This window comes from Labilithrix sp. (assembly GCA_019637155.1).
Classification (GTDB): domain Bacteria; phylum Myxococcota_A; class Polyangia; order Polyangiales; family Polyangiaceae; genus Labilithrix.
On the sequence record JAHBWE010000012.1, the window covers coordinates 295,463 to 319,196 of the forward strand.

General features: G+C 71.1%; 17 protein-coding genes. 9 read left to right on the forward strand and 8 right to left on the reverse strand.

Features of this window, described 5'->3' with window-relative positions; genetic code table 11:
• Positions 1–5 precede the first annotated feature (5 nt).
• Both KF837_26190 and KF837_26195 read left to right on the forward strand, forming a co-directional pair.
• Positions 6–1,535 (forward strand): Hsp70 family protein, encoded by a 1,530-nt coding sequence (locus KF837_26190; protein ID MBX3230837.1) that lies wholly within the window; start codon positions 6–8, stop codon positions 1,533–1,535.
• A gap of 356 nt (positions 1,536–1,891) precedes the next feature.
• Entirely contained in the window at positions 1,892–2,827 is a 936-nt protein-coding gene (locus KF837_26195) for a hypothetical protein (protein ID MBX3230838.1), read from the forward strand.
• Here KF837_26195 and KF837_26200 read toward each other — a convergent pair.
• Positions 2,809–3,894 carry an MBL fold metallo-hydrolase gene (locus KF837_26200; protein ID MBX3230839.1) on the reverse strand — a complete coding sequence of 362 codons (1,086 nt, stop codon included), beginning with the start codon at positions 3,892–3,894 and terminating at the stop codon, positions 2,809–2,811. The two genes, KF837_26195 and KF837_26200, sit on opposite strands and share 19 nt — an antisense overlap.
• 53 nt (positions 3,895–3,947) lie before the next feature.
• On the opposite strand from KF837_26200, the gene KF837_26205 reads away from it, so the two are divergent.
• The 4 genes from KF837_26205 to KF837_26220 all read left to right on the forward strand — a co-directional run bounded on the left by KF837_26205 (position 3,948) and on the right by KF837_26220 (position 12,233).
• Entirely contained in the window at positions 3,948–6,698 is a 2,751-nt protein-coding gene (locus tag KF837_26205; GenBank protein ID MBX3230840.1) for an FAD-dependent oxidoreductase, read from the forward strand.
• Complete coding sequence (locus KF837_26210) at positions 6,695–8,485, forward strand: cyclic nucleotide-binding domain-containing protein (protein MBX3230841.1); 1,791 nt, start codon at positions 6,695–6,697, stop codon at positions 8,483–8,485. Before KF837_26205 ends, KF837_26210 begins: the two co-directional genes overlap by 4 nt.
• 2 nt (positions 8,486–8,487) lie before the next feature.
• Positions 8,488–10,860 (forward strand): hypothetical protein, encoded by a 2,373-nt coding sequence (locus KF837_26215; protein ID MBX3230842.1) that lies wholly within the window; start codon positions 8,488–8,490, stop codon positions 10,858–10,860.
• A 116-nt stretch (positions 10,861–10,976) separates the two neighbouring features.
• Positions 10,977–12,233: a hypothetical protein gene (locus KF837_26220; GenBank protein ID MBX3230843.1), complete on the forward strand. Its 1,257-nt coding sequence runs from the start codon at positions 10,977–10,979 to the stop codon at positions 12,231–12,233.
• A 9-nt stretch (positions 12,234–12,242) separates the two neighbouring features.
• Here KF837_26220 and KF837_26225 read toward each other — a convergent pair whose 3' ends face one another.
• Both KF837_26225 and KF837_26230 read right to left on the reverse strand, forming a co-directional pair.
• Entirely contained in the window at positions 12,243–13,397 is a 1,155-nt protein-coding gene (locus tag KF837_26225; protein ID MBX3230844.1) for a hypothetical protein, read from the reverse strand.
• A 51-nt stretch (positions 13,398–13,448) separates the two neighbouring features.
• Positions 13,449–14,729, reverse strand: a complete 1,281-nt coding sequence (locus KF837_26230; protein ID MBX3230845.1) for a hypothetical protein — start codon at positions 14,727–14,729, stop codon at positions 13,449–13,451.
• A 29-nt stretch (positions 14,730–14,758) separates the two neighbouring features.
• Here KF837_26230 and KF837_26235 point away from each other — a divergent pair, with 29 nt between their 5' ends.
• From KF837_26235 to KF837_26245, 3 genes are all read left to right on the forward strand, one after another.
• Entirely contained in the window at positions 14,759–15,121 is a 363-nt protein-coding gene (locus tag KF837_26235; protein MBX3230846.1) for a hypothetical protein, read from the forward strand.
• Between the two features lie 158 nt (positions 15,122–15,279).
• A complete protein-coding gene (locus KF837_26240; GenBank protein ID MBX3230847.1) occupies positions 15,280–16,065 on the forward strand; it encodes a hypothetical protein in 786 nt (261 codons plus the stop codon).
• 24 nt (positions 16,066–16,089) lie between these two features.
• The gene (locus KF837_26245) at positions 16,090–16,959 is read left to right on the forward strand and encodes a helix-turn-helix transcriptional regulator (protein MBX3230848.1); all 870 of its coding nucleotides are present in this window, start codon (positions 16,090–16,092) and stop codon (positions 16,957–16,959) included.
• A 3-nt stretch (positions 16,960–16,962) separates the two neighbouring features.
• Here KF837_26245 and KF837_26250 read toward each other — a convergent pair whose 3' ends face one another.
• The 5 genes from KF837_26250 to KF837_26270 form a co-directional block, all read right to left on the reverse strand.
• Positions 16,963–18,183 (reverse strand): GHKL domain-containing protein, encoded by a 1,221-nt coding sequence (locus KF837_26250; GenBank protein MBX3230849.1) that lies wholly within the window; start codon positions 18,181–18,183, stop codon positions 16,963–16,965.
• 96 nt (positions 18,184–18,279) lie between these two features.
• Positions 18,280–20,370, reverse strand: a complete 2,091-nt coding sequence (locus tag KF837_26255; protein MBX3230850.1) for a PAS domain S-box protein — start codon at positions 20,368–20,370, stop codon at positions 18,280–18,282.
• Between the two features lie 60 nt (positions 20,371–20,430).
• Positions 20,431–21,459, reverse strand: a complete 1,029-nt coding sequence (gene ruvB / locus KF837_26260; protein MBX3230851.1) for a Holliday junction branch migration DNA helicase RuvB — start codon at positions 21,457–21,459, stop codon at positions 20,431–20,433.
• Between the two features lie 58 nt (positions 21,460–21,517).
• On the reverse strand, positions 21,518–23,230 hold the full coding sequence (locus KF837_26265; protein ID MBX3230852.1) for a hypothetical protein: 1,713 nt from the start codon (positions 23,228–23,230) through the stop codon (positions 21,518–21,520).
• A 102-nt stretch (positions 23,231–23,332) separates the two neighbouring features.
• Positions 23,333–23,725, reverse strand: a complete 393-nt coding sequence (locus KF837_26270; protein ID MBX3230853.1) for a response regulator — start codon at positions 23,723–23,725, stop codon at positions 23,333–23,335.
• Positions 23,726–23,734: the final 9 nt, after the last annotated feature.

The following is a 23,734-nucleotide window of genomic DNA, read 5'->3' on the forward strand; positions in this document are numbered from 1 at the left end:
CCGCCGTGAGGCTCGGCATCGACTTCGGGACGACGCGTACGGTCGTGGCGTGCGCCGATCGCGGCAACTACCCGGTCCTCGCCTTCGTCGACGACGCCGGCGACTCGCACGACTGGATCCCCTCCGTCGTCGCGGAGAAGGACGGCGCGCTCCTCTTCGGCTTCGACGCCCTCGCCTCGGACACGACCGTCGTTCGCTCCTTCAAGCGCCTCCTCGCCGACGCGGAGGCGCGGCCCGATCGGCCGATCCGGATCGGCGCGGTGTCGATCGCGCTGGCGGAGCTCGTCACGCGTTTCCTCGCCCACGTGAGGTCCGCCGTCCTCGAGCGCTCCACCTTGAAGGAGGAGCTGAAGGAGGAGCCGCTCCGCAGCGTCGTCGCGGTGCCGGCGAACGCCTCCGGCGCGCAGCGGCTCCTCACGCTCGACGCGTTCCGCCGCGCGGGCCTCGCGCCGATCGCGATGCTGAACGAGCCGTCCGCCGCGGGCTTCGAGTACACGCATCGCCACCGCAACACGCTCACGTCGAAGCGCGATCACGTCGTCGTCTACGACCTCGGCGGCGGGACGTTCGACGCGTCGCTCGTGCGCATGCGCGGCCTCGCGCACGAGGTCCTCACGACCGGCGGCGACAACCACCTCGGCGGCGACGACTTCGACGAGGTCATCCTCGACCTCGTCCTCGCGGCGGCGCAGAAGACGCGCGCCGACGTCGACGTCGCGCGCCTGCGCGAGCAGTGCCGCGAGGCGAAGGAGCGGCTCAACCCGAGCTCGAAGAAGCTCACGGTGGAGATCGACGACGCGCCGATCGCGATCCCGGTGAGCGACGTCTACGAGGCGTGCACCCCGCTCGTGGAGCGCTCGATCGAGGCGATGCTCCCGGTCATGCGCCGCCTCGACGCCGAAGACGGCTCGGCGGGCGCGGGCTCGGGCTCGGGCTCGGGCGAGGAGCGCGACGACATCGCCGGGATCTACGTCGTCGGCGGCGCGAGCGAGCTGCCGATCGTCGGGCGCGCGCTGCGGAGCCGCTTCGGCCGGCGCGTGCATCGCTCGCCGTACGCGTCGGGCGCGATCGCGATCGGCCTCGCGATCGCGTGCGATGAGGCGGCGGGCTTCGAGCTCGTCGATCGGTTCACGCGCACGTTCGGCGTCTTCCGCGAGGGCGACGGCGGCAACGCGATCACGTTCGATCCGATCTTCACGCGCGACACCGTGCTCCCCTCCGCCGGCGCCGCGCCGGTCGCGTTCCGGCGGCGCTACCGCGCGGCCCACAACGTCGGCCACTTCCGGTTCCTCGAGTGCAGCGCGATGGACGAGTCCGGCCGCCCGCGCGGCCACATGGTCGTCTCCGGCGACTGCCTCTTCCCGTTCGAGCCGCGCCTCCGCGAGCGCGATCTCGCCGGCGTCCCGGTCGAGCGCACGCGCGGCGACGGCCCGCGCATCGAGGAGGAGTACACCCTCGACGAGCACGGCATCGTCGCGGTGAAGATCAAGGACCTCGACGCGGGCTTCGAGCGCGTGTTCCAGCTCGGCGCCTGAGGGGTCAGGCAACGTCAGGGGCTTCGCCCCCGACACCCCCACCCCGCGAACACGACCCGCCGCGTTTGCGCGGCGGGTTGCTTCGCAACCGCTGTGGCGGTCGCATTCGCGGGGCCCCTTCGGGGGCCCCACCCGCGAACACGACCCGCCGCGTTTGCGCGTACGCCCTGCACGGAGCGGCGTCCTTCGTGCAGGGCGTACTTTGCGCGGCGGGTTGCTTCGCTGGGGCGGTCGCGTTCGTGGGGCCCCTTGGGGGCCTCGGCTCGCGTGGCGCCTGACGTGGCTGCCATGGCTCTGCCGGGGCTTCGGGCCGGATCGTGGGGGAAATTGCGCGGCACGGTCGTTGCTTTGGCGCGATGCCGATGCGGCTCGTCCTCGTCTCTCTCCTCTTGTTGACCGCCTGCAGCGGGGCCTTCGACACCCGCGACGAGGACTTCGCGATCCCGACGGCGCCGAGCACGCAGGCTCCGCCTCCGGGACCGACGGCGCCGTCGCGCCCGATGCGGCCCACGTATGCGACCGAGCGGCGGACGAGCACGCGCGCGTACGCGAAGGTCCACTCCGGCGACGGCTACTCGTGCGCGATCGACGACCGGGGCGCGGTCGACTGCTGGGGGAGCACGCCGCCGCGCCCGCAGTGGAGCGTCGACGAGCTCGCGGTGCGCGACAAGACGGTGTGCTCGCTCACGCGCGCCGGCGCGCTCCAGTGTTGGGGCGACATCGAAGGCTGGATCCCGCCCGACGTCGGGCCGCTCCACGCGCTCGGGATGGGCTACCGCTTCGCGTGCGCGCTCGACGCGGAGGACAAGCCGCGCTGCTGGGGCCCCGCCGCGCCCGACGCGCCCGACGAGGCGTTCGAGTCTCTCGCGGTGGGCTGGAGCCACGCGTGCGGCCTCCGCGCGGACGGCGCGGTGTCGTGCTGGGGCGACGCGCGCGCGATCGCGCGGACGCCGGCGCCGCCCGCGACGTTCACCCAGCTCGCGCTCGGCGGCCTCCTCTCCTGCGCGCTCGACGACGCGGGCAACGTGACCTGCTGGGGCGACATGCTCGGCTACGCGCCGTCGGCGCCGATGAAGCGCGTCTCCACCGGCAACGGCATCGCGTGCGGCGTCCGCGAGGACGACGACACGCTCACGTGCTGGGGCAGCAACGTCGCGCGCCTCTTCTCGTCGCCGGCGGGGTACTACGAAGACGTCAGCGTCGGCACCGACCACGCGTGCGCGGTGCGCATGTTCGACCGCAAGGTCGTGTGCTGGGGCGCCGACGACGAAGGTCAGGCGAGCCCGCCCTGAGGCGCGGCCAGGCGCGACGGCGCGCGCGCGACCTCGCGCCACCATGGATCGATGCGCTCGATCCGCACGGGCTCGATCGCGCGGCCGAGGCGCGGCGTGACGACGTGCGTACCGGCCGCGTGCGCGACCAGCGTCTCCGCCGGCTCGTCCCAGGCGTGGAGCGCGAGGTCGAACGTGCCCCAGTGCACCGGCAGCAGGGTGCCGCCGCCGAGCATGCGATGCGCCGCGAGCGCGTTGACGGGGCCGAGGTGGATGTCGCCCCACGCTTCGTGGAACGCGCCGATCTCGAGCATCACGAGGTCGAAGCGGCCGCCGTCGATCACGCGCTCGCGGATCGTCTCGAAGTCGCGCGTGAGCCCGGTGTCGCCGCTGAAGAACACGCGGTGCCTCGTGCCTTCGATCACCCACGAGGACCAGAGCGTGCGGTTCCGATCGAACGGGCTCCGCCCCGAGAAGTGACGCGACGGCGTCGCGTGGAGCACGAGCCCGGTGCCGGGCACCGCCGTCTTCTCCCACCAATCGAGCTCGACGATGCGCGCCGGCGGGATGCCGAGCGCCTCGAGCCGCGCGCCGACGCCGAGCGACGTCACGAACGGCACCTTCGCTCCGATCGTGTGCGCGAGCGCGCGGACGGAGGGAAGATCGAGGTGATCGTAGTGATCGTGCGAGATGAGGACGGCGTCGATCGGCGGCAGCTCCGCGATCGCCGCCGGCGCGGCGTGGAAGCGCCGCGGCCCCGCGAACGACACCGGCGAGATGCGCTCCGACCACACCGGGTCGGTGAGGACGCGCCAGCCGTCGATCTCGAGGAGCGTGGTCGAGTGCCCGAGCCACGTCGTGCGCAGCCCGGTCTCCGGGCGCTTGCTCCACGCCTCGTGCGGCCGCTCGAGCGGCATCGCGCCGGGCGGCCGCTTCTGCTTCCCGCCGAACAGGTACTCGCCGGTCGTCGACATCATCGAGCGCCGCTTCGCCGAGTCGAGCGCGAGCCGCGGCTCCGTGTTGTGGAACACGCCGTCCCTCCAGTTGGCAGACCCGGTCACGCGCTCGTCACGAAGGTCGATCGGCATCGCTCTTGGGATGCTCTCCCCCACCCCGCCGTTCCGGATACACTGGCGCCGTATTGTCGGGGAAGCGGTACATCATCATCGGGGACGGGGCGGCGGGGACGACCGCCGCCCAGGCGCTGCGCGCGTCCGATCCCCAGGCCACGATCGCGATCCTCTCCGACGATCCGCAGGCCGCGTACTACCGCGCCGCGCTCACGAACTTCCTCCTCGGCGAGCTGCGCGAAGAGCAGGTGTGGGCGGTGCCGCCGTCGTTCTACGACGAGCTCGCGATCCATCGCGTGCTCAGCCGCGTCGCCAAGATCGACACCGAGCGCAGGCACGTGTTGCTCGCGCAAGGCGGCCGTCCGCTCTCGTACGACGCGCTCCTCATCGCGTCCGGCGCCCGCGCGCGCCCCCCCACCTTCGAGGGCGCGCTCCTCCCCGGCGTCATGGTCATGCGGACCTTGCAGGACGTGCACAAGGTCTTCGACCTCATCAAGCTGCGCGGCCTCCGCAGCGCCGTCATCTGCGGCGGCGGCCCGCTCGCGCTCGAGTGGGCGCACGGCCTCACCCACCGCGGCGTGAAGGTCATGATGGTCGTGCGCGATCGGAAGTTCCTCCCGACCGCGATCGACACCGTGTCGAGCGACCTCGTCCTCGCGCGCCTCCGCCAGGGCGGCGTCGAGGTGCGCATGGGCGACGAGGTCACGCACGCGATGCCGGGGCGAGAGGGCCGCGTCGCGGGCGTCGTCCTCAAATCCGGCGAGCGCGTTTCGTGCGAGCTCGTCGGCGTCGCCTTCGGCGTCATCTGCAACTCCGAGTTCTTGCAAGGCACGCCCGTCGCGCTCGCGAAGAGCGGCGGCGTCATCACCGACGATCAGATGCGCACGAGCATCCCCACCGTCTGCGCGGCCGGCGACGTCGCGGCGGTGAACGGCAAGCTCCTCCAGCTGTGGGAGCCCGCGCGGATGCAGGCGCGCGTCGCGGCCGCGACGATGCTCGGGCGCACCGAGCGCTACCAGCCCGGCGTGCACTACATGGCGACGCGCCTCTACGACCTCGACGTCGCGAGCATCGGCGAGGTCGCGCAGACGCCGCAAGGCGCGGAGGAGATCGTCGACTTCCCGCAGCGCACCGGGCAGATCTCGTACAAGAAGCTCTGCCTCCGCGACAACCGCGTGATCGGCGCGCTCCTCTTCGGCGAGCGCGCGGCGGCGGTGCGCCGGCATGGGCGCGCGTTCAAGAAGCTGATCGACTCGAAGGCCGACGTCTCCTCGATCAAGGGCGAGCTCCTCGACGCCGCGTTCGACCTCTCCGCGTGGATCAAGACGCAGGAGCTCGTCGACAAACCGAAGGTCGCCGCGGTGACGCTCGCGTCGGCGGCGCGGATGAAGGGCACCCACGCGATCAACCTCGCCGACCTGCCGCCGCTCCCTTCGATCAAGCCGGAGAGCACGAACGATCCCGGCCCCGCCACCGTCGCCGCCGCGCTCGCGATCAACGACCCCGCGCTGAACGGCCTCGTGCAGGCGGTGGAGCCGCCGCGCGTGAGGCTCGAGGCGCCGTTCGGGTTCATCGAGATCACGAGCTCCTCCACCATCGGGCGCGATCCGAGCGTGCCGGTGCCGCTCCAGGATCCCGGCGTGTCGTGGAAGCACGCCGAGCTGACCATCGCGGGGCAGTTCGTCTACGTGCGCGATCTCGGGAGCGCCACCGGCACGTGGGTCAACGGCGCGCCCGTCGCCGCGCCGAAGAAGCTGAAGGACGGCGAGCGGATCAAGGTCGGATCGACCGAGCTCGTCGTGCGCATCCAGCTCCCCGCGAGCGCGCCGCAGTCGGTCCAGCTCGGCGCCGCGCAGGCCACCGGCGAGCCGAAGCCGCACCTCGACGTGCTCACCGGCAACTCGCTCGGCCTCGGCTTCGAGCTCGTCCATCCGCAGGAGGTGATCGGCCGCGACGCGTCGTGCACGATCCGCCTCGACGACGAGTGGATCGACGCGCGCCACGCGTGGATCCGGAAGACGCCCGCCGGCTTCGAGCTCGCCGACGCGGAGAGCCGCGGCGTCACGAAGAAGAACGGCCAGGAGCTCACGCCGAACCAGTGGGTACCGATCGCGCCCGGCGACACGATCGAGGTCGGCGAGGTGCGCATGACGTTCACGATGCGGCCGGCGGTGGAGTACGCGGGCCTCTACGGCCCGGCGAGCGTGCACGGCTCCGTCGCCGGCGTGATGCCGACGCCGACCGGCCCCGGCGTGCCCGCCGCGTCGCGGGCCCCGCTGCCGCCCGGCATCTCGCACGCCCCGCCGACGCCGCAGGTCGGGTACGCCCCGCCTTCGATGGCGCCGAGCGGGCGGCCGTCGGGCCTCCCCGCGATGCCGGCGGTGTCGATGCCGGGGCGACCTTCGCACGTGCCGCCGCCGTCGCTGCCGGTCGGTCCACCGTCGATGCTGCAGCACGCGCGGTCGTCGCACGTGCCGCCGCCGTCCGCGTACATGGGCCCGCCCTCGATGCACGCGCGCGTCCGCGGTCGCGTCTCGGTGCAGCGCGGCCCGAACACCGGCAGCGTCGCGGAGCTCGGCGACGTCACCGTGATCGGCAGCCAGCCCGCGCAGTCCACCCTCGCGCTGCCGGATCCCTACCTCGGGCCGATGCACCTCGAGCTCCGGCGCCTGCCCGACGGCTTCTACGTGCGTGACCTCGGCGCGGCGAGCGGTACCGTGTGCCGCGGGAAGCGGCTCGGGCCGCACCCCTTCAAGCTCGCGAACGGCGACATCTTGATCCTCGGTCCCAACGTCCAGATCCTCTTCGAGGCCGCGCCATGAGCGACTCGCGCGAAGCCCTCGCCGCCCGCGCCGAGGCCGACGTGATGGCGTGCATCGGCTGCAACGACTGCATGCTCGCGTGCCCGCTCCCGAACGCCAAGCTCGTCACGATCGCCGAGATCAACGCCGCCGTTCACCTCCCCGTCGTCACGAACCCGCGCGTCGCCGAGTTCGTGATGGCCTGCACGCAGTGCCGCCAGTGCGTCCCCGCCTGCCCCTCCGACCTGAGCCGCGCCGACATGGTGCTCTACAACAAGCTCAAGGTCGAAGACCGCGTCCCGAACTACACCCTCATGCTCCAGGTCGGCGCGCAGGTGCGCCCCTCCGGCTGGACGCTCGACGACCTCGCCGCGCGCGTCGCCGAGGTCCCGCTCTTCGCGAAGGCGGCGCGCACCGATCTCCGCGCGCTGCTCCTCAAGGCCACGCTGCGCCAGCTCGCGCAGAACGAGGTCCTCTGCAAGGAGAGCTCCTTCTACGACCGCCTCTGCATCATCCTCTCCGGCTCGCTCGATCAGTCGATGCGCGTGCCGGGCGGCGCGCAGGTGTCGATCCTCGTCCTCGGCGAGAGCTCGTTCTTCGGCGAGATGGCGGTGATGGCCGATCAGCCGGAGCCCTACACCGTGCGCGCGCTCGTGCCGTCGCTCGTCCTCGAGATCCCGAAGGCGGCGGTGCACCGCCTGATGACGACGTCGAAGGACTTCAAGGCGACGATGGACGAGCTCTATCGCCGCCGCGCGCTCTGGACCTACGCGCGCTCGCCGACCGTGCTCTCCGCGCTGCCGGAGCAAGCGGTGACGGACATCCTCGACAAGGCCGAGCTCCGCACGTTGAAGTCGGGCGAGACGATCCTGCGCGAGGGGGCGCGCCCGACCGACGCGTACCTCGTACGGAGCGGCTTCCTCCGCGTGTTCCGCAACGTCGAGAACGGCAAGGAGCGCGCGCTCGTCTACTTCCGCGAAGGCGACATGTTCGGGCTCACCGGCCTCCTCATGGGCGAGCGCCATTCGCCGTTCTCGGTCCAGGCGACCACGCGCGCGGAGGTCATCCGCATCCCCGGCGCGCACCTCTTCGAGATCATCGGGCGCTATCCGCAGGCGCGGCAGGTCCTCGAAGGCGGGGCGCAGACCGCGGAGCGCGTGGCGCGCGAGAACACGTTCATGCCGGCGCCCCCACCTGGCCAGGGCGGGCCGAAGGCGGCGACCGCGTTCGCGATGTCGGCCGAGGTCCTGCTCGAGAAGGGCCTCGCGACCGGGACCGAGGTCCTCGTCGTCGATCAGACGAAATGTGTCAATTGCCAGAACTGCATCGACGCGTGCGGGCGCCGCCACAAGTACAGCCGCCTCGCGCTGCAGGGGCTCCAGGTCGAAAATTACCTCTTCCCCGCGTCGTGCCGGCATTGCGAAGATCCGGTGTGTCTCCTCTGCAGCGTGAACGGGATTGTCCGCTTGCCGAGCGGCGAAATCACGATCGTCGAGGACAACTGCATCGGCTGCGGCGCCTGCGCGGAGCGGTGCCCTTATGGCAATATCCGCATGCACAACCTCGATACGCCGCAGGAGGGATTCCTCCTCCGCCTCATGGGGATGTTCGGTCTCCGCGCGCGCAAAGCGGCAGAAGAGGAGCTCAAGCCGAGCGCGAACCGCGTCGCGGTCAAATGCGATCTCTGCGCGGGATATCCCGATTACGCCTGCGTCACCGCGTGCCCCGTCGGCGCGGCGTTCCGCATCGACCCGATGAAGTCGCTCGAGTCGCAGAACCTCGCTTATTCGCAGCTCCGCAGGGCCTGATCGTGAATCCCGCGATGCCGCCGCCGCAAGGCTCGATCCTCCCGCAGGCCGCGCGCCCGAAGAAGCTCGAACGTCCGGTGACGTTCTTCGAGAAGGGCTGGGCGTGGGCGGGGCTCAGCGCGTTCATCGCGTTCCTCTTCTTCCTCATCGCCGGCTTCTTCGCGCTCGGCTTCCTCTCCGGCGTCGACGACCTCCGCTTCGGCCCCAACCTCCGCGGCTACACGTTCATCGGCATCGTGCTCGGCGTCGTCGCGCTCGGGTGGATGTTCCTCGCCGGCTGGTACCCGCTGCGGAAGCGCCGCAACGTGACCGGCGCCTCGATGATGACGTGGCTGTGGATGCACGTCTGGTTCGGGTTCCTCGCCCTCTTCTGCGCGTTCCTCCACGCCGGCTCGGGCCTCGTCACGTTGACGATGACGAGCGGCAAGCTGCTCTTCTTGCTCCTCGCCGTCATCGTCCTCACGGGCGTGTTCTGGCGCCTCGCGTATTCGTTCATCCCGCCGCAGGCCGCCGCGCAGGTCCTCAACTACTCGCAGGAGGGCGCGAAGGACCGCGCCGAGCAGCTCGCGCTCGAGATCTCGAAGCTCACCGCCGGAAAATCGGAGGGGCTCTCCGCGCTGAAGGAGCTCCTCCTCCAGCGCGAGGTGCCGCCGCCGGAGCTGCATGCCCTCGCGCAGCGCATCCCTCCCGACGAGCACCGCCTCATCGACGAGCTCGTCCAGCTCGCGGCGAGCCGGCGGCGCGCCCTCGCGCGGCCGCCGCTCCAGGCCCGCTTCACCGCGCGGCTCCAGGGCTGGCGCAAGTGGCACGTCCCGATCGCGCTCGTCTTCTTCTTCGTCCTCGTCGTCCACCTCTTCGGCGCGTTCGACGTCCATCGCAAGGTCCTCCCCGTCGGCGTCGCGACCGAGGGCCCGCTCGCGGCGTTCCGTCCGTCCTCCGACTGCCGGCAGTGCCACACGCAGATCTACGACGCGTGGGCGGACTCGATGCACGCGCACGCGCTGACGAGCCCGATCACGGTCATCCAGAACAACCTCGACATGAACCACGGCCTCGGGAAGCTCCCGGCCCCGGAGCCGCGCCGCATGTGCATCAACTGCCACGGCCCCGCGGTCGCGGCGATGACGGACGGCTTCACCCTCCCGCTCGGCGTGGAGCGCGCGAAGGAAGGGGTGGAGTGCGTCTCGTGCCATCAGCTCACGGAGGCGGTGACCCCCGGCGGCGGCGCCTTCCCGAGCGTCTACAACGTGAAGCTGCAGCGCGGCGACGTCTACTTCGGGAACCTCGACGGCCCGGTCGGCAACGCGTACCACCGCAGCCAGAAGAACGACCTCTTCGAGAAGCCGGAGCGGCTCTGCGCGACCTGCCACATGGTGAACCTCGACAAGGACAAGGACGGCCGCATCACGAAGGGCGTCGATCTCGTGCTCCAGACGACGGTCGACGAGTATCGCGAGTACCAGAACAAGGGCGGCCGGGACACGTGCGTCGGCTGCCACATGCCGGTCATCCCCGGCGCGACCGAAGCGGCGAACGGCGCGGTCGCGCCTTTCCTCCAGGACTACACGCCGCCGCCGCGCACGATCCACGATCACTCGTTCGTCGGCGTGGACTACCCGCTCGACGAGGTCGCGAAGCGCGATCCGCAGAAGGTGAAGCGCGCGGCGCTCCTCAAGACGGCGGCGCTCTTCTCGATCGAGTCGCAGGCGGTGCTGCGCGACGTCTTCCAGCTCCGCCTCGCGATCGAGAACCAGAGCGGCCACAACCTGCCGACCGGCTTCGCGTTCGCGCGCCAGATGTGGATCGAGCTCGTGGTGAAGGACGGCATCAACACGGTCTTCTCGTCGGGTCTCCTCCGCGCGCCGACCGACGACCTCTGCGACGCGGGCACGTTCGGCGACCTCAAGAACCCGCTCCGCGGCTTCGTCGTCGGCTGCACGGAGGTCGATCGCCAGCTCGTGAACATCCAGCTCAAGCTGGTCGATCAGATCGCGACGAAGAAGGACAACTTCGGCCGCAACGTCGTCGACGAGGGCGGCGAGAACGTCCTCATCCAGTCGCCGATCGCGACGGGCGAGACCTACCTCCAGGAGCCCGGCGCCGGCGGCGTCGCGCGCGAGCGCCCGATCGACGGCGCGAACATGGGCCCGCTCCGCCCCCAACAACGCCGCTCGTACACGTACACGATCCCGCTCCCACGAACGCTCCGCACCGGCACCTTCACCGCGCGCCTCCTCTTCCGAAACCTCCCCCCCTACTGGATCCGCGGCATGGCCCGCGAGCAGCCCCCCGGCTCACTCCCCCGCCTCGCCCCACTGATCCCGAACATCCAGACGGTGGAGATAGCCCGCGTCACAGGCGCGTTCGCGAAGTGAAGTGCCGATGCCCCGCGGTAGATCCTCCGGGCACCATGTTCGGGCGCGTAACTAGCTGAGAACAATACAGACCACCTTGACCCACATTGGGCACACGGCGTGCAGGCAGGGCGGCCATGCGCTTTTCGGTGGCCTCGGTCGTTGCGGTGATTTCTCTGCTCGCGGTTGCTTGCGGTGATGAGGGACCGGCTTCGCCGAGCACCGGGGACGAGGACATCACGAGCAACCACGCCGACATCGTCGAGCTCGAATGGGAGGGCGAGGTCATCGCGCGCGCGGGGGAGCCGGCGAAGCAGGCGCTCGTCACGCAGCTCCAGTACCTCTCCGGTCACCTGAGCGCGGACGGCGACGCCGGCGCGCAGACGCGGCTCGCGCAGCTTCTCGAAGCGAAAGAGACGCCGAGCGCGAACGGCACCAAGAAGATCGCGTACCGCGCGGCGGTGCCGGTCGCGTGGCCGAAGTCGTCGCGCGCGCCCGCGACCTATCCGCTCGTCCTCCCGCGCGACGTCTCCGCCCTCGCGCGCTTCAACGCGAAGTACGACGGCGCCTGCGGCGAGAGCCACTACGGTCAGGACCGCTTCTGGTACGACTACAACCCGCGCGCCGCGGGCTGCAGGTTCGACGACGCCGACGTCCTTCGCGCGAACGCCACCGTCCGGCCGCACCCGGGCACGACGCAGGGCCGCTACCCCGAATACGACAAGGTCTGGGCCGACGGCCGCCTCGACGTCCTCATGGTGAACGGCATCATCGGCGACGACAACCGCTCCGACGAGAGCTACCGCGAGGTGGACACGATCCTCTCCTCGCTCGCGGGCTCGCTCGAGAGCACCCCCGAGAAGAAAGAAGCAGCCGCGACGCCGAGCATCCGCCGCGACGTCACGCTCACCGGCAAGCTCCGCGGCGGGCGCACCGTCTCCGTCCGCGCGCTCAACGTCCGCGAGGTCGAGACCTCCGGCCGCGACTTCGACACCGTCTACGGACCCGCGAGCGCGAAGGCCGACGTCATCGTCTACAGCGGCCACTCCGGGCTCGGCCGCCACATCAAGAGCCTCCTCTCGCGGATGGAAGTCGAGAAGGACCGCTACCAGCTCCTCTACCTCTACGGCTGCAACACGCTCGAGTACGTGAGCCCCGACATCTACGAGCGGAAGAGCGCGTCGAACGGCAGCGCCGATCCGATCGGGACGAAGTTCCTCGACGTCATCTCCACCGCGCGCCCCGCCTACGGCGACAACGGCCGCTCCACCCTCGCGATCGTGCGGGCGATGATCGACGCGAAGCAGTCGTACAACGACCTCCTCGCGCGCGACTTCTCGAGCTCACACCTCACCGTCGTCTTCGGCGAGGAAGACAACACCTTCGAGCCGTAGCGACGCGGCTCACTTCGTCGCGCGCCACACGCGACCGCGATCGCGCTCGGTGAAGTAGATGCTCGTGCCGTCGTCGGTGAGACCCATCGGACGCGAGAGGCCGGTCGCGAGCTGGACGAGGTCGGACCCGTCGCGCTTGTTCACGCGGACGACGAGGCCCGCCCTGTCGACCGTGATGTACGCGTACGTCGCGTCGACGACGATGGTGCCCCAGCGCACGTCCCCCACGAGCTTCACGTCGCTCCCGCCGTCCTTGGGTGTTCGGACCGCGTCCGTGTCGCTCGTCCAGTAGACCGCCTCGTCGTCGACGGTGAGGCGGCGGACGCGCGGCGCGGGGTGCCAGTCATCGTTTCGCTCGCCACCGTCGCGGAGCGCGCGGCCGATCGAGCCGCCCGCGCCGGGGCCGCCGCGGTTCGCCCAGTAGACGTGCGTCGCGTCGACCGCGATCCCCTCGACCTCCCTGCCCGCGTCCAGCGAGACGAGGTGGCCCAGCGTGCCCTCCGCCATCGCGCGGACGCCATGGTCGAGCGGACCTCGCGACGTGAAGTAGACGCCGCCGTCGCGCGTCGCCAGATCGAGCGTCGCCCCGCCTCCGTCCCAGACCTCGCGCCGAGCCTCGCGCCCGTTCTTCGGCAACATGAAGAGCGTCCTGTCGTCGATCGAGCTCACGACGAGGTCCGCGCCGAGGACGAGGACGTCGAACGAGTCTCGTGGCTCCGTGATCGCGACCGGCGGCTCCCCGCCGTTCTTCGAGAACGCGTACACCGCGCCGCTCCCGGCGCTCTGGTAGACGTGCGACGTGACGAACACGCGCGACTCGTCCACCGCGATGTACCACGGCGCCGGGATGCCCTCCGCGATCGGGTACGGCATGCAGACCCCGGCGCGACACTCGCCGCGCCCGCAGTCACGACCGCACCTGCCGCACGCGCGCGGGTTGGTCGGCGAAGGCTCGCACGTCGCCGGCGCGTCGGCCTCCACCTCGCCCGCGCCGTCCGGCGGCGGACGGGTGGGCGATCCTCCGCCGTCACGATCCTCCGCCCCCGCGTCCTGTCCGTCGAGAGCCGCGCCGACGAGCGAGAGACCACACGCCGCGGCGAGGCCCGCGCCGGCGAAGACCACGGCGAGCGCGAGCGCCCGCGTCCGAACGGTCCGAGATCGCATCGCATCCATGTTCTCGCACGAAGTCGCCCGCGCGTCAGCGACTCCTCGAGGTCAGGCTTCGAGCTCGAGGGTCCGCGGCGCCTTCAGCGCGCCCTTCGCGTGGAACACGAGCGCGAGCTTGAAGATGCGGAGCCCTGCCTCCGCCGACGCGCGCGGCGCCTTCTTCGGGAAGAAGCGGGCGAGGACGTCGTAGCTCCCCGCCGGAACGACGAGGGGCTCCTCGTCCCCTCCCGCGACGCTCCGCAGCACGAGCGCGCCGCGAACGACGATCGGAAACGCGACCGCCTGCGCGACGCCGGCGAGGCTCGTCTCGGGCTTCGCCGCCGGCGCGATCACCACCTCCACGTCGACGTAGTCGGTCTCGCTCGGCGTCGCGATCGCGACCATCGTCTCGAAGAGCGACATGCCGGCCTTCGCGTCGCCCCGCTTCTGGAAGTAGACCTGCGCCTTCTCGGCCTTGCTGAGCGCGGCCGGCTCGAGGTGGACCTGCGAATACGAGCACGACACGCGACGCTTCTGGATCTTCGGGATCTTCGCGCTCGCCTTCGTCGTCGCCTTCGTCTCGCCGAGCGCGGCGTCGATCGAGCCGAGCGCGGCATCGACGTCCGCGGGCGAGAGGCCGCTCGCGTCGCGGAGGGCTCCCTTCGCGATCCGCGCGGCGACGGCGGGGAAACACAGCGCCGTCTCGAGGAGGAAGCGCTCCTCGACGAAGCGGCGGGCGTGCTTCTCGAGCCACGGTCGGGCCAACGCGTCCGCTCCGCTGCGATGGGCGAGCTCCATCGCGAGCGCGAGCTCGTCCCCCGATCCCACGAGAGGATCGCGCGGCCCGAGCGCCTCGAGGTAGGCGTCGAGCTGCGCGAACGCCTCGCGCTCCGCGCCCTCACGCGCGAGGCACTGGACCCAGCGCCAGCGCTCGATCCAGTGCGCGCGCTCCTTCGGGCTCGTCTTCCGCCACCGGTCGGTGGGCGGCGCGTGATCGAACGCGTCGCACGTGACCCGCTCGTGGATCATCGCCGCGTTCGCCGCGACCCGCGCGGCGAGCGAAGGCACCTCACCGCGCGGCGGCCCGAAGTACGGCAGCCCGCGCGTCACGTCGCCGAGCCCGGCGGCGGCGCAGAAGCCGTCGATCGCCTGCGTCGAGAGCGCGCTCGCGACCTTCTCCGGCGCCGGCGTGCGCGCGCCGTACATCCACCCGAGGACGCGCTTCACGCGCGGGACGTCGCCGGTCGCCGCGACGAGGAGGAAGACGCGGAAGAGCGGCGGATGGAGCTTGTGCGGCGGCGTCTTCGCGATCTCGGCGGCGGCGCGCGCGAGCTCCTTCTTGGCTGTCATCGGCGCGCGCTCCGCCTAACGTGCGGTCCATGGGGACACGAACCGATCCGCACGCGCTGGCGCGCGCCGCGCGGCTCTCGCTCGTACCGGGCGTGACGATGGCGGAGGTCACGCGTCGCACGGGCCTCTCCGCGAGCACGATCCGGCGCGCGCGAAAGGGGCTCGCCCTCACGCGCGACGACCTCCTCCTCGCCGCGCTCACCGAGAACGGCGCGCGCGGCGAAGGTCCGCTCACCGACGGCAGGCTCGCCGGGCTCGCGTCGTGGCTCGACTACGTGAACCACGACGGCAGCACCGCCGCGAGCGTGCGCGACGACCTCACGCGCCTCGCCGAGGCCGGCCGGCTCGCGCTGGAGGGCGCCCGCTTCCGGCTGCTCGCGCCCTGGCCCTGATCGTCGCGCGCGAAGAGGCATGACCGCGAGTGTCGCCCTCGCGGACGTAGGCTGTAAATCCCGCGCGTATTTACGAATTAGGTAAATAAGAATTCCCTGAATCGCGTTTTCACGGGACTCGTCTCTGGTGAACATACGAGCCACCGGAGGGAATCACGATGAAGTCGCGTTGGATGTGCGGTGCCCTGGCGTTCGCGTGCGTGTGCGCCGCCTCCTTCTCCGTCGACGCTGCGCCGACGCCGGGCCCTGCGCCCGCCCCCGCCAAGCCCGTGCTCACGCCGAGGGCCGACACCGCCTTCAACGTAGTCTTCGAGGTGCCGGCGCAGAACAGCACGATGTTCTCGCCGTCGGCGATCTCCGCGAAGCTCCACATCACGCTCCCGAAGAGCGCGTCGCCGAACACGTGCCGGCCGGTCGTCATCGCGGAGGTGAACGGCGTCGCGATCGGCGAGGACACCGTCGGGACGACGGGCGCTTCCTACGTCGAGGGCGACTCCACGCGCTACGAGCGCAGCATCTCCTATCCCCAACCGTGGGCGCCGCCGAAGTGGAAGGCCGACACCTACAAGATCAGCTTCCGGCTGAAGGAGCAGAAGGACGGCTGCCGCGCCATGCCGTCGAAGGCGGCCGCGCTCACCGTCGCGCGCGCGCCGATGGGCCTCACGTTCGGGGCGCTCCCCGCGGCGGCGGCAAAGGGCAAGCCGCTCACCTTCACCGCGGAGACGAAGCTGCTCAACGGAGGGACGCCGGTCGCCGGCCGCAGCGTCAGCGCGTCGGTGTGCGGCGTCGCCTGGCCCGCGGCGACCACCGACGCCTCCGGCAAGGTCACCTTCAGCGGCACCGTACACGCGAGCTGCCCGGCGAATCCCTACTCCATCTCGGTGCGGCTACAACCCGACGACGTCTACGGCGGCGCCTATACCGAGAAGACGGTCTCGCAATAACCACGTCGAGCCTATCCTCGAGCGGTGCGACGCGATCGGCGGCTGGGGGAGGTGGCGGCGGTGGCATTCGACGACCTCGTCGTGGACGAGACGAGCTGGCTCTCCAGCGTCGCGCACGCGCTCGAGGATCAGTGCGGTGAAGGCTACGGCTGCATCGCGGCGGCGTACGCGCCGACGTCGCGCTCGATCGGCTTCGACGCGATGATCGGCGCGGGGGTACGGACGGACATCGACGCGCGCGGCGTCTTCGCCGGGACCGTCGCCGCGCCGCCGGAGATGACCCGCCGCGTCTACGCGGAGGTCCAGTGCGAGACGACGTCGGGCCTCGGCGTGGTGTGCGAGCGGAACTTCCAGGAGCGCGTGTTCGACTGGGGCGTCCGCGACGCGGTCTGCGTCAACGCGCAGCGCGAGGTCCATCGCGGCGCCGCGTTCCTGCTGCTGCACCCGCGACGGCGCCGCCTGCGCATGGGCGAGCGCCGCTGGCTCGAAGACCTCGCCGCGCTCCTGCGGATCGCGATTCGCCGGCGCGCGATCGCCCGACCCACGCTCGCCGCGCCTCCGTCACGGACCGCGCCGCTCCTCACCGGGACGCGATCGCCCGACGAGCGCCGGCGCCTCCATCGCGCCGGCTTCGAGCCGATCCGCGAGCTCGAGGAGGATGGGCGGCGGCGGCTCGTCGTGGAGCCGATCGCGGTCGGCCCGCTCGCGGTGCTGTCGACGCGCGAGCGGGCGGCGGTGCTCGCGCTCCCGACGACGACGAGCAACAAGGAGATCGCGGCGCTGCTCGGGACGAGCGCGTCGACGATCGGCGTCCTCCTCCACCGCGCCGCGACGAAGCTCGGCGTGAGGCATCGCGAAGAGCTCGTCGCCCTCGCGTCGGCGCCCCCCGACTGAGCCTCACATGCCCGCGGGGAACACGAGGACGAAGCGCGCGCCGCCGGTGCTGGCGTGCTCGGCGCGGATCTCGGCGCCGTGGTTGTCCATGATGTTGCGGACGATCGAGAGCCCGAGGCCGGTGCCGCGGCCGTCCGTCTTCGTCGTGAAGAACGGGGTGAAGATCGAGACGAGGTGATCGAGCGCGATGCCGTGCCCGTTGTCCTCGACCGTGACGACGATGCGGCCGGCCGGGTTCGACGACGTCGTGACGATCAGCTTCCCGCCCATCTCCGGCATCGCGTGGCACGCGTTCGTGAACAGGTTCACGAAGACCTGCGCGAGCTGCTCCGGCATCCCCTTCACCGGCGGCACCTGATCGGCGAAGGAGCGGTCCACGCTCGCGCCGTGCTGCGCGATGACGTGCTCGCAGAACGCGAGCGCCTGCTCGATCACGTTCTGGATCGAGACGAGGACCGGGTTCTCGCTCGACGGCCGCGCGTAGGCGACGAGGTCGCGCGTGAAGCGGAGGATGCGCGACGACGACTCGCTGATCCGGCGGAGGCGCTCGAGCGAGTCGGGGTCGCCGTTCGGGCCCTGCTTGCGAATGAGCCAGTCGGTGTACGCGACGATCGAGGTGAGCGGGTTGTTCAGCTCGTGCACGACGCCGGCGGCGAGCTGGCCGAGGCTCGCGAGCTTCTCCGCCTGCATCATGTGGGAGGAGAGCGCGCGGAGCTCGCTCGCGTCCTGCATCGCGCGGGCGTGCAGGCGCGCGGAGCCGAGGCCGCGCGACATCGCGAGGACGGCGCGGCGGATGACGTGCATCATCGGCGAGCGATCGTCGTTGATCTGCGGATCGTCGGACGCGAGGTGGAGCGTGGTGGAGCCGGGCTCGACGTCGAGCACGCGCTCGTGACGGAAGCCGGGGAACAGGCGCGTGGGGTCCATCCCGACGGCGCGGCCCTCTTCGCCCTCCGGCACGTACTTGAAGAGGCGCTGCTCCGCCGGCAGGAGGTCCGGCGACGAGGTCGACGCCGGCGCCGGCACGAAACACGCGCCGATCCCGCACTCGGGGAAGATCTCCGAGAGCTTGTGGACGAGGAACTCGACGACCGCGGCTTCGCCCTCCGCCGCCGGCATCTCGCACGCGGCGACGACGAGGCGATCGAGCCACGAGGCCTCGACCGCGAGCGAGGCGACACCCGCGCGCGCCTCGCGGCTGTTCGGGATCGACGAGACCGTCACGCGCTCGTTGGTCGCCCCGCTGTTGGGCGCGGCCTCTTCGGGAGGGAGCCCCGGCGCGTGCCGACTCTGTTTTCCAGATTGAGAATGGGCCATCGGCTACTGTCCCTCCCCTCTTGAACGGATCGTCGAGCTCTTGGACCAGTCCTCCCCCGTGGTCCTGCGTGGCTCCGAGCGCGGCGCTTCTTCTTCGGGCTCTTTGTCCCGCGGCTCGTCCGGCGGGGCGACGGGCTCTGCGACCGGGACACCTTCCTCGCTCGCGCGATCGAGATCGAGGATCTTCTGCTTCCCGACGTAGCTCTTCGTCTCGTACTTCGTGATCTTGCCGATCTTGCGGACGATCTCCGCCATCCGCTCCGCCTCGCTCTCGATGACCTCCGCCGCGGACGAGGCGCTCGTCCCCGCGTCGAGCAGGCGGCGCAGGAGCGTCGCGTAGTTGCGGACGCTCGTGAGCGGCTGGTTCAGCTCGTGCGCCGCCGCCCCGGCGAGCTCGGCGACGATCGCCTGCCGCTCCTGGGCGAGGATCTGGTCCTGCGCCTGCTGGAGCTGGTGCTCCATCCGCATCTTCTCGCGGAGATCGGTGAAGATGCCGACGCTGCCGACCGGCGTGTCGCCTTCCATGATGAGCGCGCCCGAGAACGAGACCGGGACGGTGTTGCCGTTGCCGTCGACGATCTCGATCTTGAGGTCTTCGATGCGCCCCCCGCCCTCGCGGATGCGCCGCATGATGCTCCTCGCGACGCCCTCGGGGTACAGCGTCCGCACGTCGTCGCCGACGACGTCGCTCGACTTGCGGAGGTACATCCGCTCCGCCGCGCGGTTGAAGAGGAGGATCCGCCCCTTCATGTCGCAGGAGACGATCGCGTCGAACGACGAGTCGATGACGCGCTGGAGGAACTCCTTCGTGCTCAGGAGCTCGCCTTCGACCGCGCGTTGCTGCGTCACGTCGCGGAACGACGCGAGGACGGCGCCCTCCTCGCGGAGCACGCTCGCGGTGTTGACGTTGATGATGAGAGTCCCCCCGTCCTTCGTGCGGATGCGGACGTCGACGTCCTTCGGGAACGTCCCCTTCATGAAGGAGGCGTGGAGCTCGCTCGCGCGCGCGGTCTCCTCCTCGTGGAACACGTCCCCGAGCGGCCGCCCCCGCATCTCGCCTTCGCTGTAGCCCGTGATCTCGCGGGCGCGCGGGTTCGAGAAGAGGAGCTTGCCCTCGGAGTCGAGGACGACGATGCCGTCGGCGCTCGACTCGAAGAAATCGGCATAACGCTGGAGCGACTTCATCCGCCGCTCTGCTTCGAAGCGCGCGACGGTGACCTCCTGCGTCTGATCGCGTAGCGATTGCAAGACGCGCGCGTTCCGGAGCGCGATCGCCATCGCGCTGGCGACGGTCTGACACAGTCCGAGCGCGCGCTCGTTGAAGGCGCCCGCCTTCTTCGAGCGGAGGAAGAGCACGCCCATCGGCTTGCCCTCGTAGAGGATCGGCAGGATCGTGAGGGCGGCGAAGGTCGCGCTCGCGTTCTGCGACCGCACGATCTCCATCAGCGGGTGCGTCGTCGCGTCCTCGACGAGGAGCGGGGCGCCGCTCTCCAGCACCTGCCGGATCTCGGGGTACTTCGAGAGGTCGATCGGGAGATCGCGGAGCTGCTCGTCGTCCGACGCGGCGACGACGTAGCCGACCTCCTCCCGCTCGTGGACGAGGACGATCGATACGCGATCGACCTTCGCGACCTCGGCGAGGCGCTGCACCACCGTGAAGAGGATCGATCGGAAGTCGAGGTTCGACGCGAGCGTCTGCGTCAGCTCGAGGATGACCTCGGCGTCCTCGGTCTTCTTGCCGAGCTGCTCCATCGCCGCGCGGAGGCGGAGCTGCCCGCGCACGCGCGCGACGAGCTCCACCGGCTTGAACGGCTTCTTCACGAAGTCGTCCGCGCCGGCCTCGAAGGCCTTCGCGATCTCGTCCTCCGCGTCGAGCGCGGTGAGCACGACGACGGGGAGGTCCTTCGTCTCCGGGCGCGCGCGGAGGATGCGGAGGATCTGGTAGCCGTCCGGCTGCGGCATCACGAGGTCGAGCAGCACGATCGACGGCTGACACTTGTCGAGCTGCGCGAGCGCCTCCGCGCCGGACCCGACCGCGACGTAGTCGAGCCCGGCCTTCGCGAGCGCCTGCGCGAGGACATGGCGAGACACCATGTCGTCATCGACGACCAGGACAGGCCCGCCAGCGGTCACAGATGGAGCTTATCTGCCCGATTATTCCTCGAAAAGCTGCTTCTGCTTGGCACGCGACGACTCCGAGGGCTGGAGGTGCGGCACCTTCAGGTGCTCGTAGGCACGTTTGGTCGCGACGCGGCCGCGGGGGGTGCGGCCGAGGTACCCCTGCTGGAGGAGGTACGGCTCGTAGACGTCCTCGATCGTGTCGCGCGGCTCGCCGAGGGCGGCGGCGAGGGTCTCCACCCCGACCGGCCCGCCGTCGTAGTCCTCGATGATGACGCGAAGCAGGCGCCGGTCCATCTCGTCGAAGCCGGCGCTGTCGACGTCGAGCGCCTCGCTCGCGCGCGCGACGATCGCGTCGTCGATGGAACCCGAGCCGACCACCTCCGCGAAGTCGCGCACGCGCCGCAAGAGGCGGTTCGCGATGCGGGGGGTCCCGCGCGAGCGCCGCGCGACGCCGATCGCGGCGCTCTTGCCGATCCCGATCCCGAGCAGGTGCGCGCTCCGCTCGACGATCTTCGCGAGGTCCTCCACCGGGTAGAAGTCGAGCCGGATGATGTGCCCGAAGCGCGAGAACAGCGGCGCGGTGAGGAGCCCGGTGCGCGTCGTCGCGCCGATGAGGGTGAAGGGCTGGAGCGGGATCGCGAGCGCGGAGGCGAACGCGCCCTCGCCCGTCATGATCTCGACGCGGTAGTCCTCCATCGCGGGGTAGAGGCTCTCCTCGACGATCGGGTTGAGGCGATGGATCTCGTCGATGAAGAGGATGTCGTTCTTCTGCAGCTTCGTGAGGAACGCGGCGAGCGCGCCCTTGTGCTCGACGACGGGCCCGTTCGTCATGTGGAGCTCGACGCCCATCTCGTGGGCGAGGATCTGCGCGAGCGTGGTCTTGCCGAGCCCGGGCGGACCGCTCAAGAGGAGGTGATCGAGCGGCTCCCCGCGCTGCTTCGCCGCCTGCACGAAGACGCGGAGGTTCTCCTTGTGCTTCTCCTGCCCGACGTAATCGTCGAGCGTCTTCGGCCGCAGCGCGCGCTCGAGCGGCGCGTCCTCGTTCGTGAGCGCCGCGTCCATCTCGCGGGGCGGAGCGTCTTCGCGCGTTCGTTTCGCGGCGGCCATCGGGGGCGAGACTCTACCGCGCCTGGGCGACGAGGTCATACGCCGCGTTCGGATCGAAGGCGCGCTTCTGCCATGCCTCGTAGGTCAGCTCGACGTCGGGGCGGAGCAGCTCGCCGTTCTTCGGATCGGCGGGGAGGCCGAGGCTCCGCTTGTACGAGATGCTGCCCACGAGGTGCGAGCGCGGGAGCTCGAACGCGAGCGAGTCGATGAAGCAGTTCGCCGCCTGCGCCGGCGGCACGCCGACGACCTTGGCGCCGAGCGCGCGCAGGTCGAGGACCGCGTCGAAGCCCGCGCTGTAGGTGCGCGCCGAGGTGAGGACGACGACGCGTCCCTTCCACGCCGCGTTCCACTTCCCGCTCGTGAGCGCGGCGTCGAAGGTGGGGACCATCTTCGCGAGGCGGCCCATCGCGAGCTTGTCGCGCGCGAGGTCCTCCGGCGATGGCTTCTTCCCGCGGCTCGCCTTCCACTTCTCCTCCGCGGCGGTGTCGCTGTCGCCGAGCGCGAAGTCGGGACGCGTCCGCGCGCGGACCTTCTCGAGCGAGTCCGCGGTGTGGTTCGCGAAGTAGAGCGCGGAGTAGCGCGGCACCTGGTAGCCGTGGTCGGCGGAGAGGACCGCGTCGAGCGGATAGAGGAAGTACTCGAGGATGCTGGCGAAGACCGAGTTCCCGCCTTCGTTCTCGCGCAGGTCGACGACGAGCTGGGGCGTGCCGCGCCGCTTCATCTCCGTGACGAGCTCCTCCAGCCGCTCGGTGAACGACGGCACCGCGCGGATCTTGTCGTCGAGCGACATGCCCTCGAGCGACTCCTTCTTCGTCGCCGCGCGGACGACGCCGTCGAGGTGCGCCCCGAGGTTCCCGTTGAAGCCCGTCGCGCGCCACACCTCGAAGGCCTCGCGGTACTCCATCGCCGAGTCGATGCGCAGCACCGCGCTCGCCTTCGCGTCCTTGCCGAGGAAGCCGGAGCCGATCCCGGTCACGTCCTTCTCGGGCAGCGCGATCTTCGTCTCGGCGCGGAGCGCGGCGGCATCGGCTCCCGCTCCCACTCCCACTCCCACGACGCGCGCGTCGATCGCGCCGGCGCCGACCGCGAAGCGCGCGGTGGCGCCGACGGGGTGGCCGACGAGGTCCTCGAGCGACGAGGCGCGCGTCAGCGCCGACGAGAGGTGCCAGAGGTTCGTGTACGCGTTGTCGTAGCCGCGGCGCTCCTTCATCCGCTCGATGAGCGTCGCGACCGGCGCGCCCTCGACCGCGGTGATGACGCCGCCGATCGTGGCGCGCGCGCTCTCGTCGTACACCGCGCGCACGACGAGGCGCTCTTCGACGATGTCGAGGCCGACGAGCACGCGCCGCTCGTTCGGGACCGCCGGCGGGCGGAGGTTCGTGTGCCCGTCGCGCACCTGCGCCAAGAGCGGACGGAGGCGCAGATAGAAGGCCTGGGGATCGAGCGTCGCCGGCAGCTCCCGCTCCGCGTCGGCGAAGCGCGCGCGGAACGCGTCGGCGCCGCCTGCGCGCCCGTACGGATCGGGGTGGCTCGACTCGAGGAGCTCCTGGAGGCGCGTCAGGTCGGCGCGCATGTCCTCGCGCGAGCAGCACGCGGCGTCGTTCGCTCCCGCGTCGGCGATCGCGACCTTCGCGGCCGCCGGCGGCGGCGCGGACACCGGAGCGGGGGCGGGCGCGCTGTTTCTGCACCCCGCGAGCAGCGCCAACGCGACGGCAATTTTCCGCATGAACGGCTTCTAGCATCGGGCTGCGCGCTCGTCTTGCCGCGCGGGCGCTCCCCTCCGACGCGGGCGAGCTCCGCGCGTTCCGGAGACGGATGGCACCGCGGTCTACGTCGCCAAGCGCACGCGCTGAAGCCGCGGCCACGCCTCGAAGCTGCGGACGAGCGCCACGACCTCCGCGCGCTCGAACGGCTTCTCGACGACGAGCCCGTCGTGCGCGTCGAGGAACCGACACGCGCCGTCCGTCGTCGCGCCGCCGGTGAGGACGATCACGCGCGCGACCTGCTCCGGCGCGATGCGCGCGAGCTCCTGATGCAGCTCGGCGCCGGACATCCCCGGCATCATCAGGTCGGTGAGGATGACGTCGAAGCGCTCCCCGTCGCCGACGCGCGCGAGGAAGGAGCGCGCGCAGTCGAAGGCCGCGACCTCGTAGTCGGCGAGCAGCCGCGCCAGCGCCCGCCGCAACGCGGCTTCATCGTCGACGATCGCGACCCGCAACATGCAGCCACA

Coding starts and splice junctions, on each gene's coding strand:
- KF837_26255 (MBX3230850.1), bottom strand. CDS start 20,370: ATGGTGTCTCGCCATGTCCTCGCGCAGGCGCTCGCGAAGGCCGGGCTC.
- KF837_26195 (MBX3230838.1), top strand. CDS start 1,892: ATGCCGATGCGGCTCGTCCTCGTCTCTCTCCTCTTGTTGACCGCCTGC.
- KF837_26200 (MBX3230839.1), bottom strand. CDS start 3,894: ATGCCGATCGACCTTCGTGACGAGCGCGTGACCGGGTCTGCCAACTGG.
- KF837_26225 (MBX3230844.1), bottom strand. CDS start 13,397: ATGCGATCTCGGACCGTTCGGACGCGGGCGCTCGCGCTCGCCGTGGTC.
- KF837_26240 (MBX3230847.1), top strand. CDS start 15,280: ATGAAGTCGCGTTGGATGTGCGGTGCCCTGGCGTTCGCGTGCGTGTGC.
- KF837_26270 (MBX3230853.1), bottom strand. CDS start 23,725: ATGTTGCGGGTCGCGATCGTCGACGATGAAGCCGCGTTGCGGCGGGCG.
- KF837_26210 (MBX3230841.1), top strand. CDS start 6,695: ATGAGCGACTCGCGCGAAGCCCTCGCCGCCCGCGCCGAGGCCGACGTG.
- ruvB (MBX3230851.1), bottom strand. CDS start 21,459: ATGGACGCGGCGCTCACGAACGAGGACGCGCCGCTCGAGCGCGCGCTG.
- KF837_26265 (MBX3230852.1), bottom strand. CDS start 23,230: ATGCGGAAAATTGCCGTCGCGTTGGCGCTGCTCGCGGGGTGCAGAAAC.
- KF837_26230 (MBX3230845.1), bottom strand. CDS start 14,729: ATGACAGCCAAGAAGGAGCTCGCGCGCGCCGCCGCCGAGATCGCGAAG.
- KF837_26235 (MBX3230846.1), top strand. CDS start 14,759: ATGGGGACACGAACCGATCCGCACGCGCTGGCGCGCGCCGCGCGGCTC.
- KF837_26220 (MBX3230843.1), top strand. CDS start 10,977: ATGCGCTTTTCGGTGGCCTCGGTCGTTGCGGTGATTTCTCTGCTCGCG.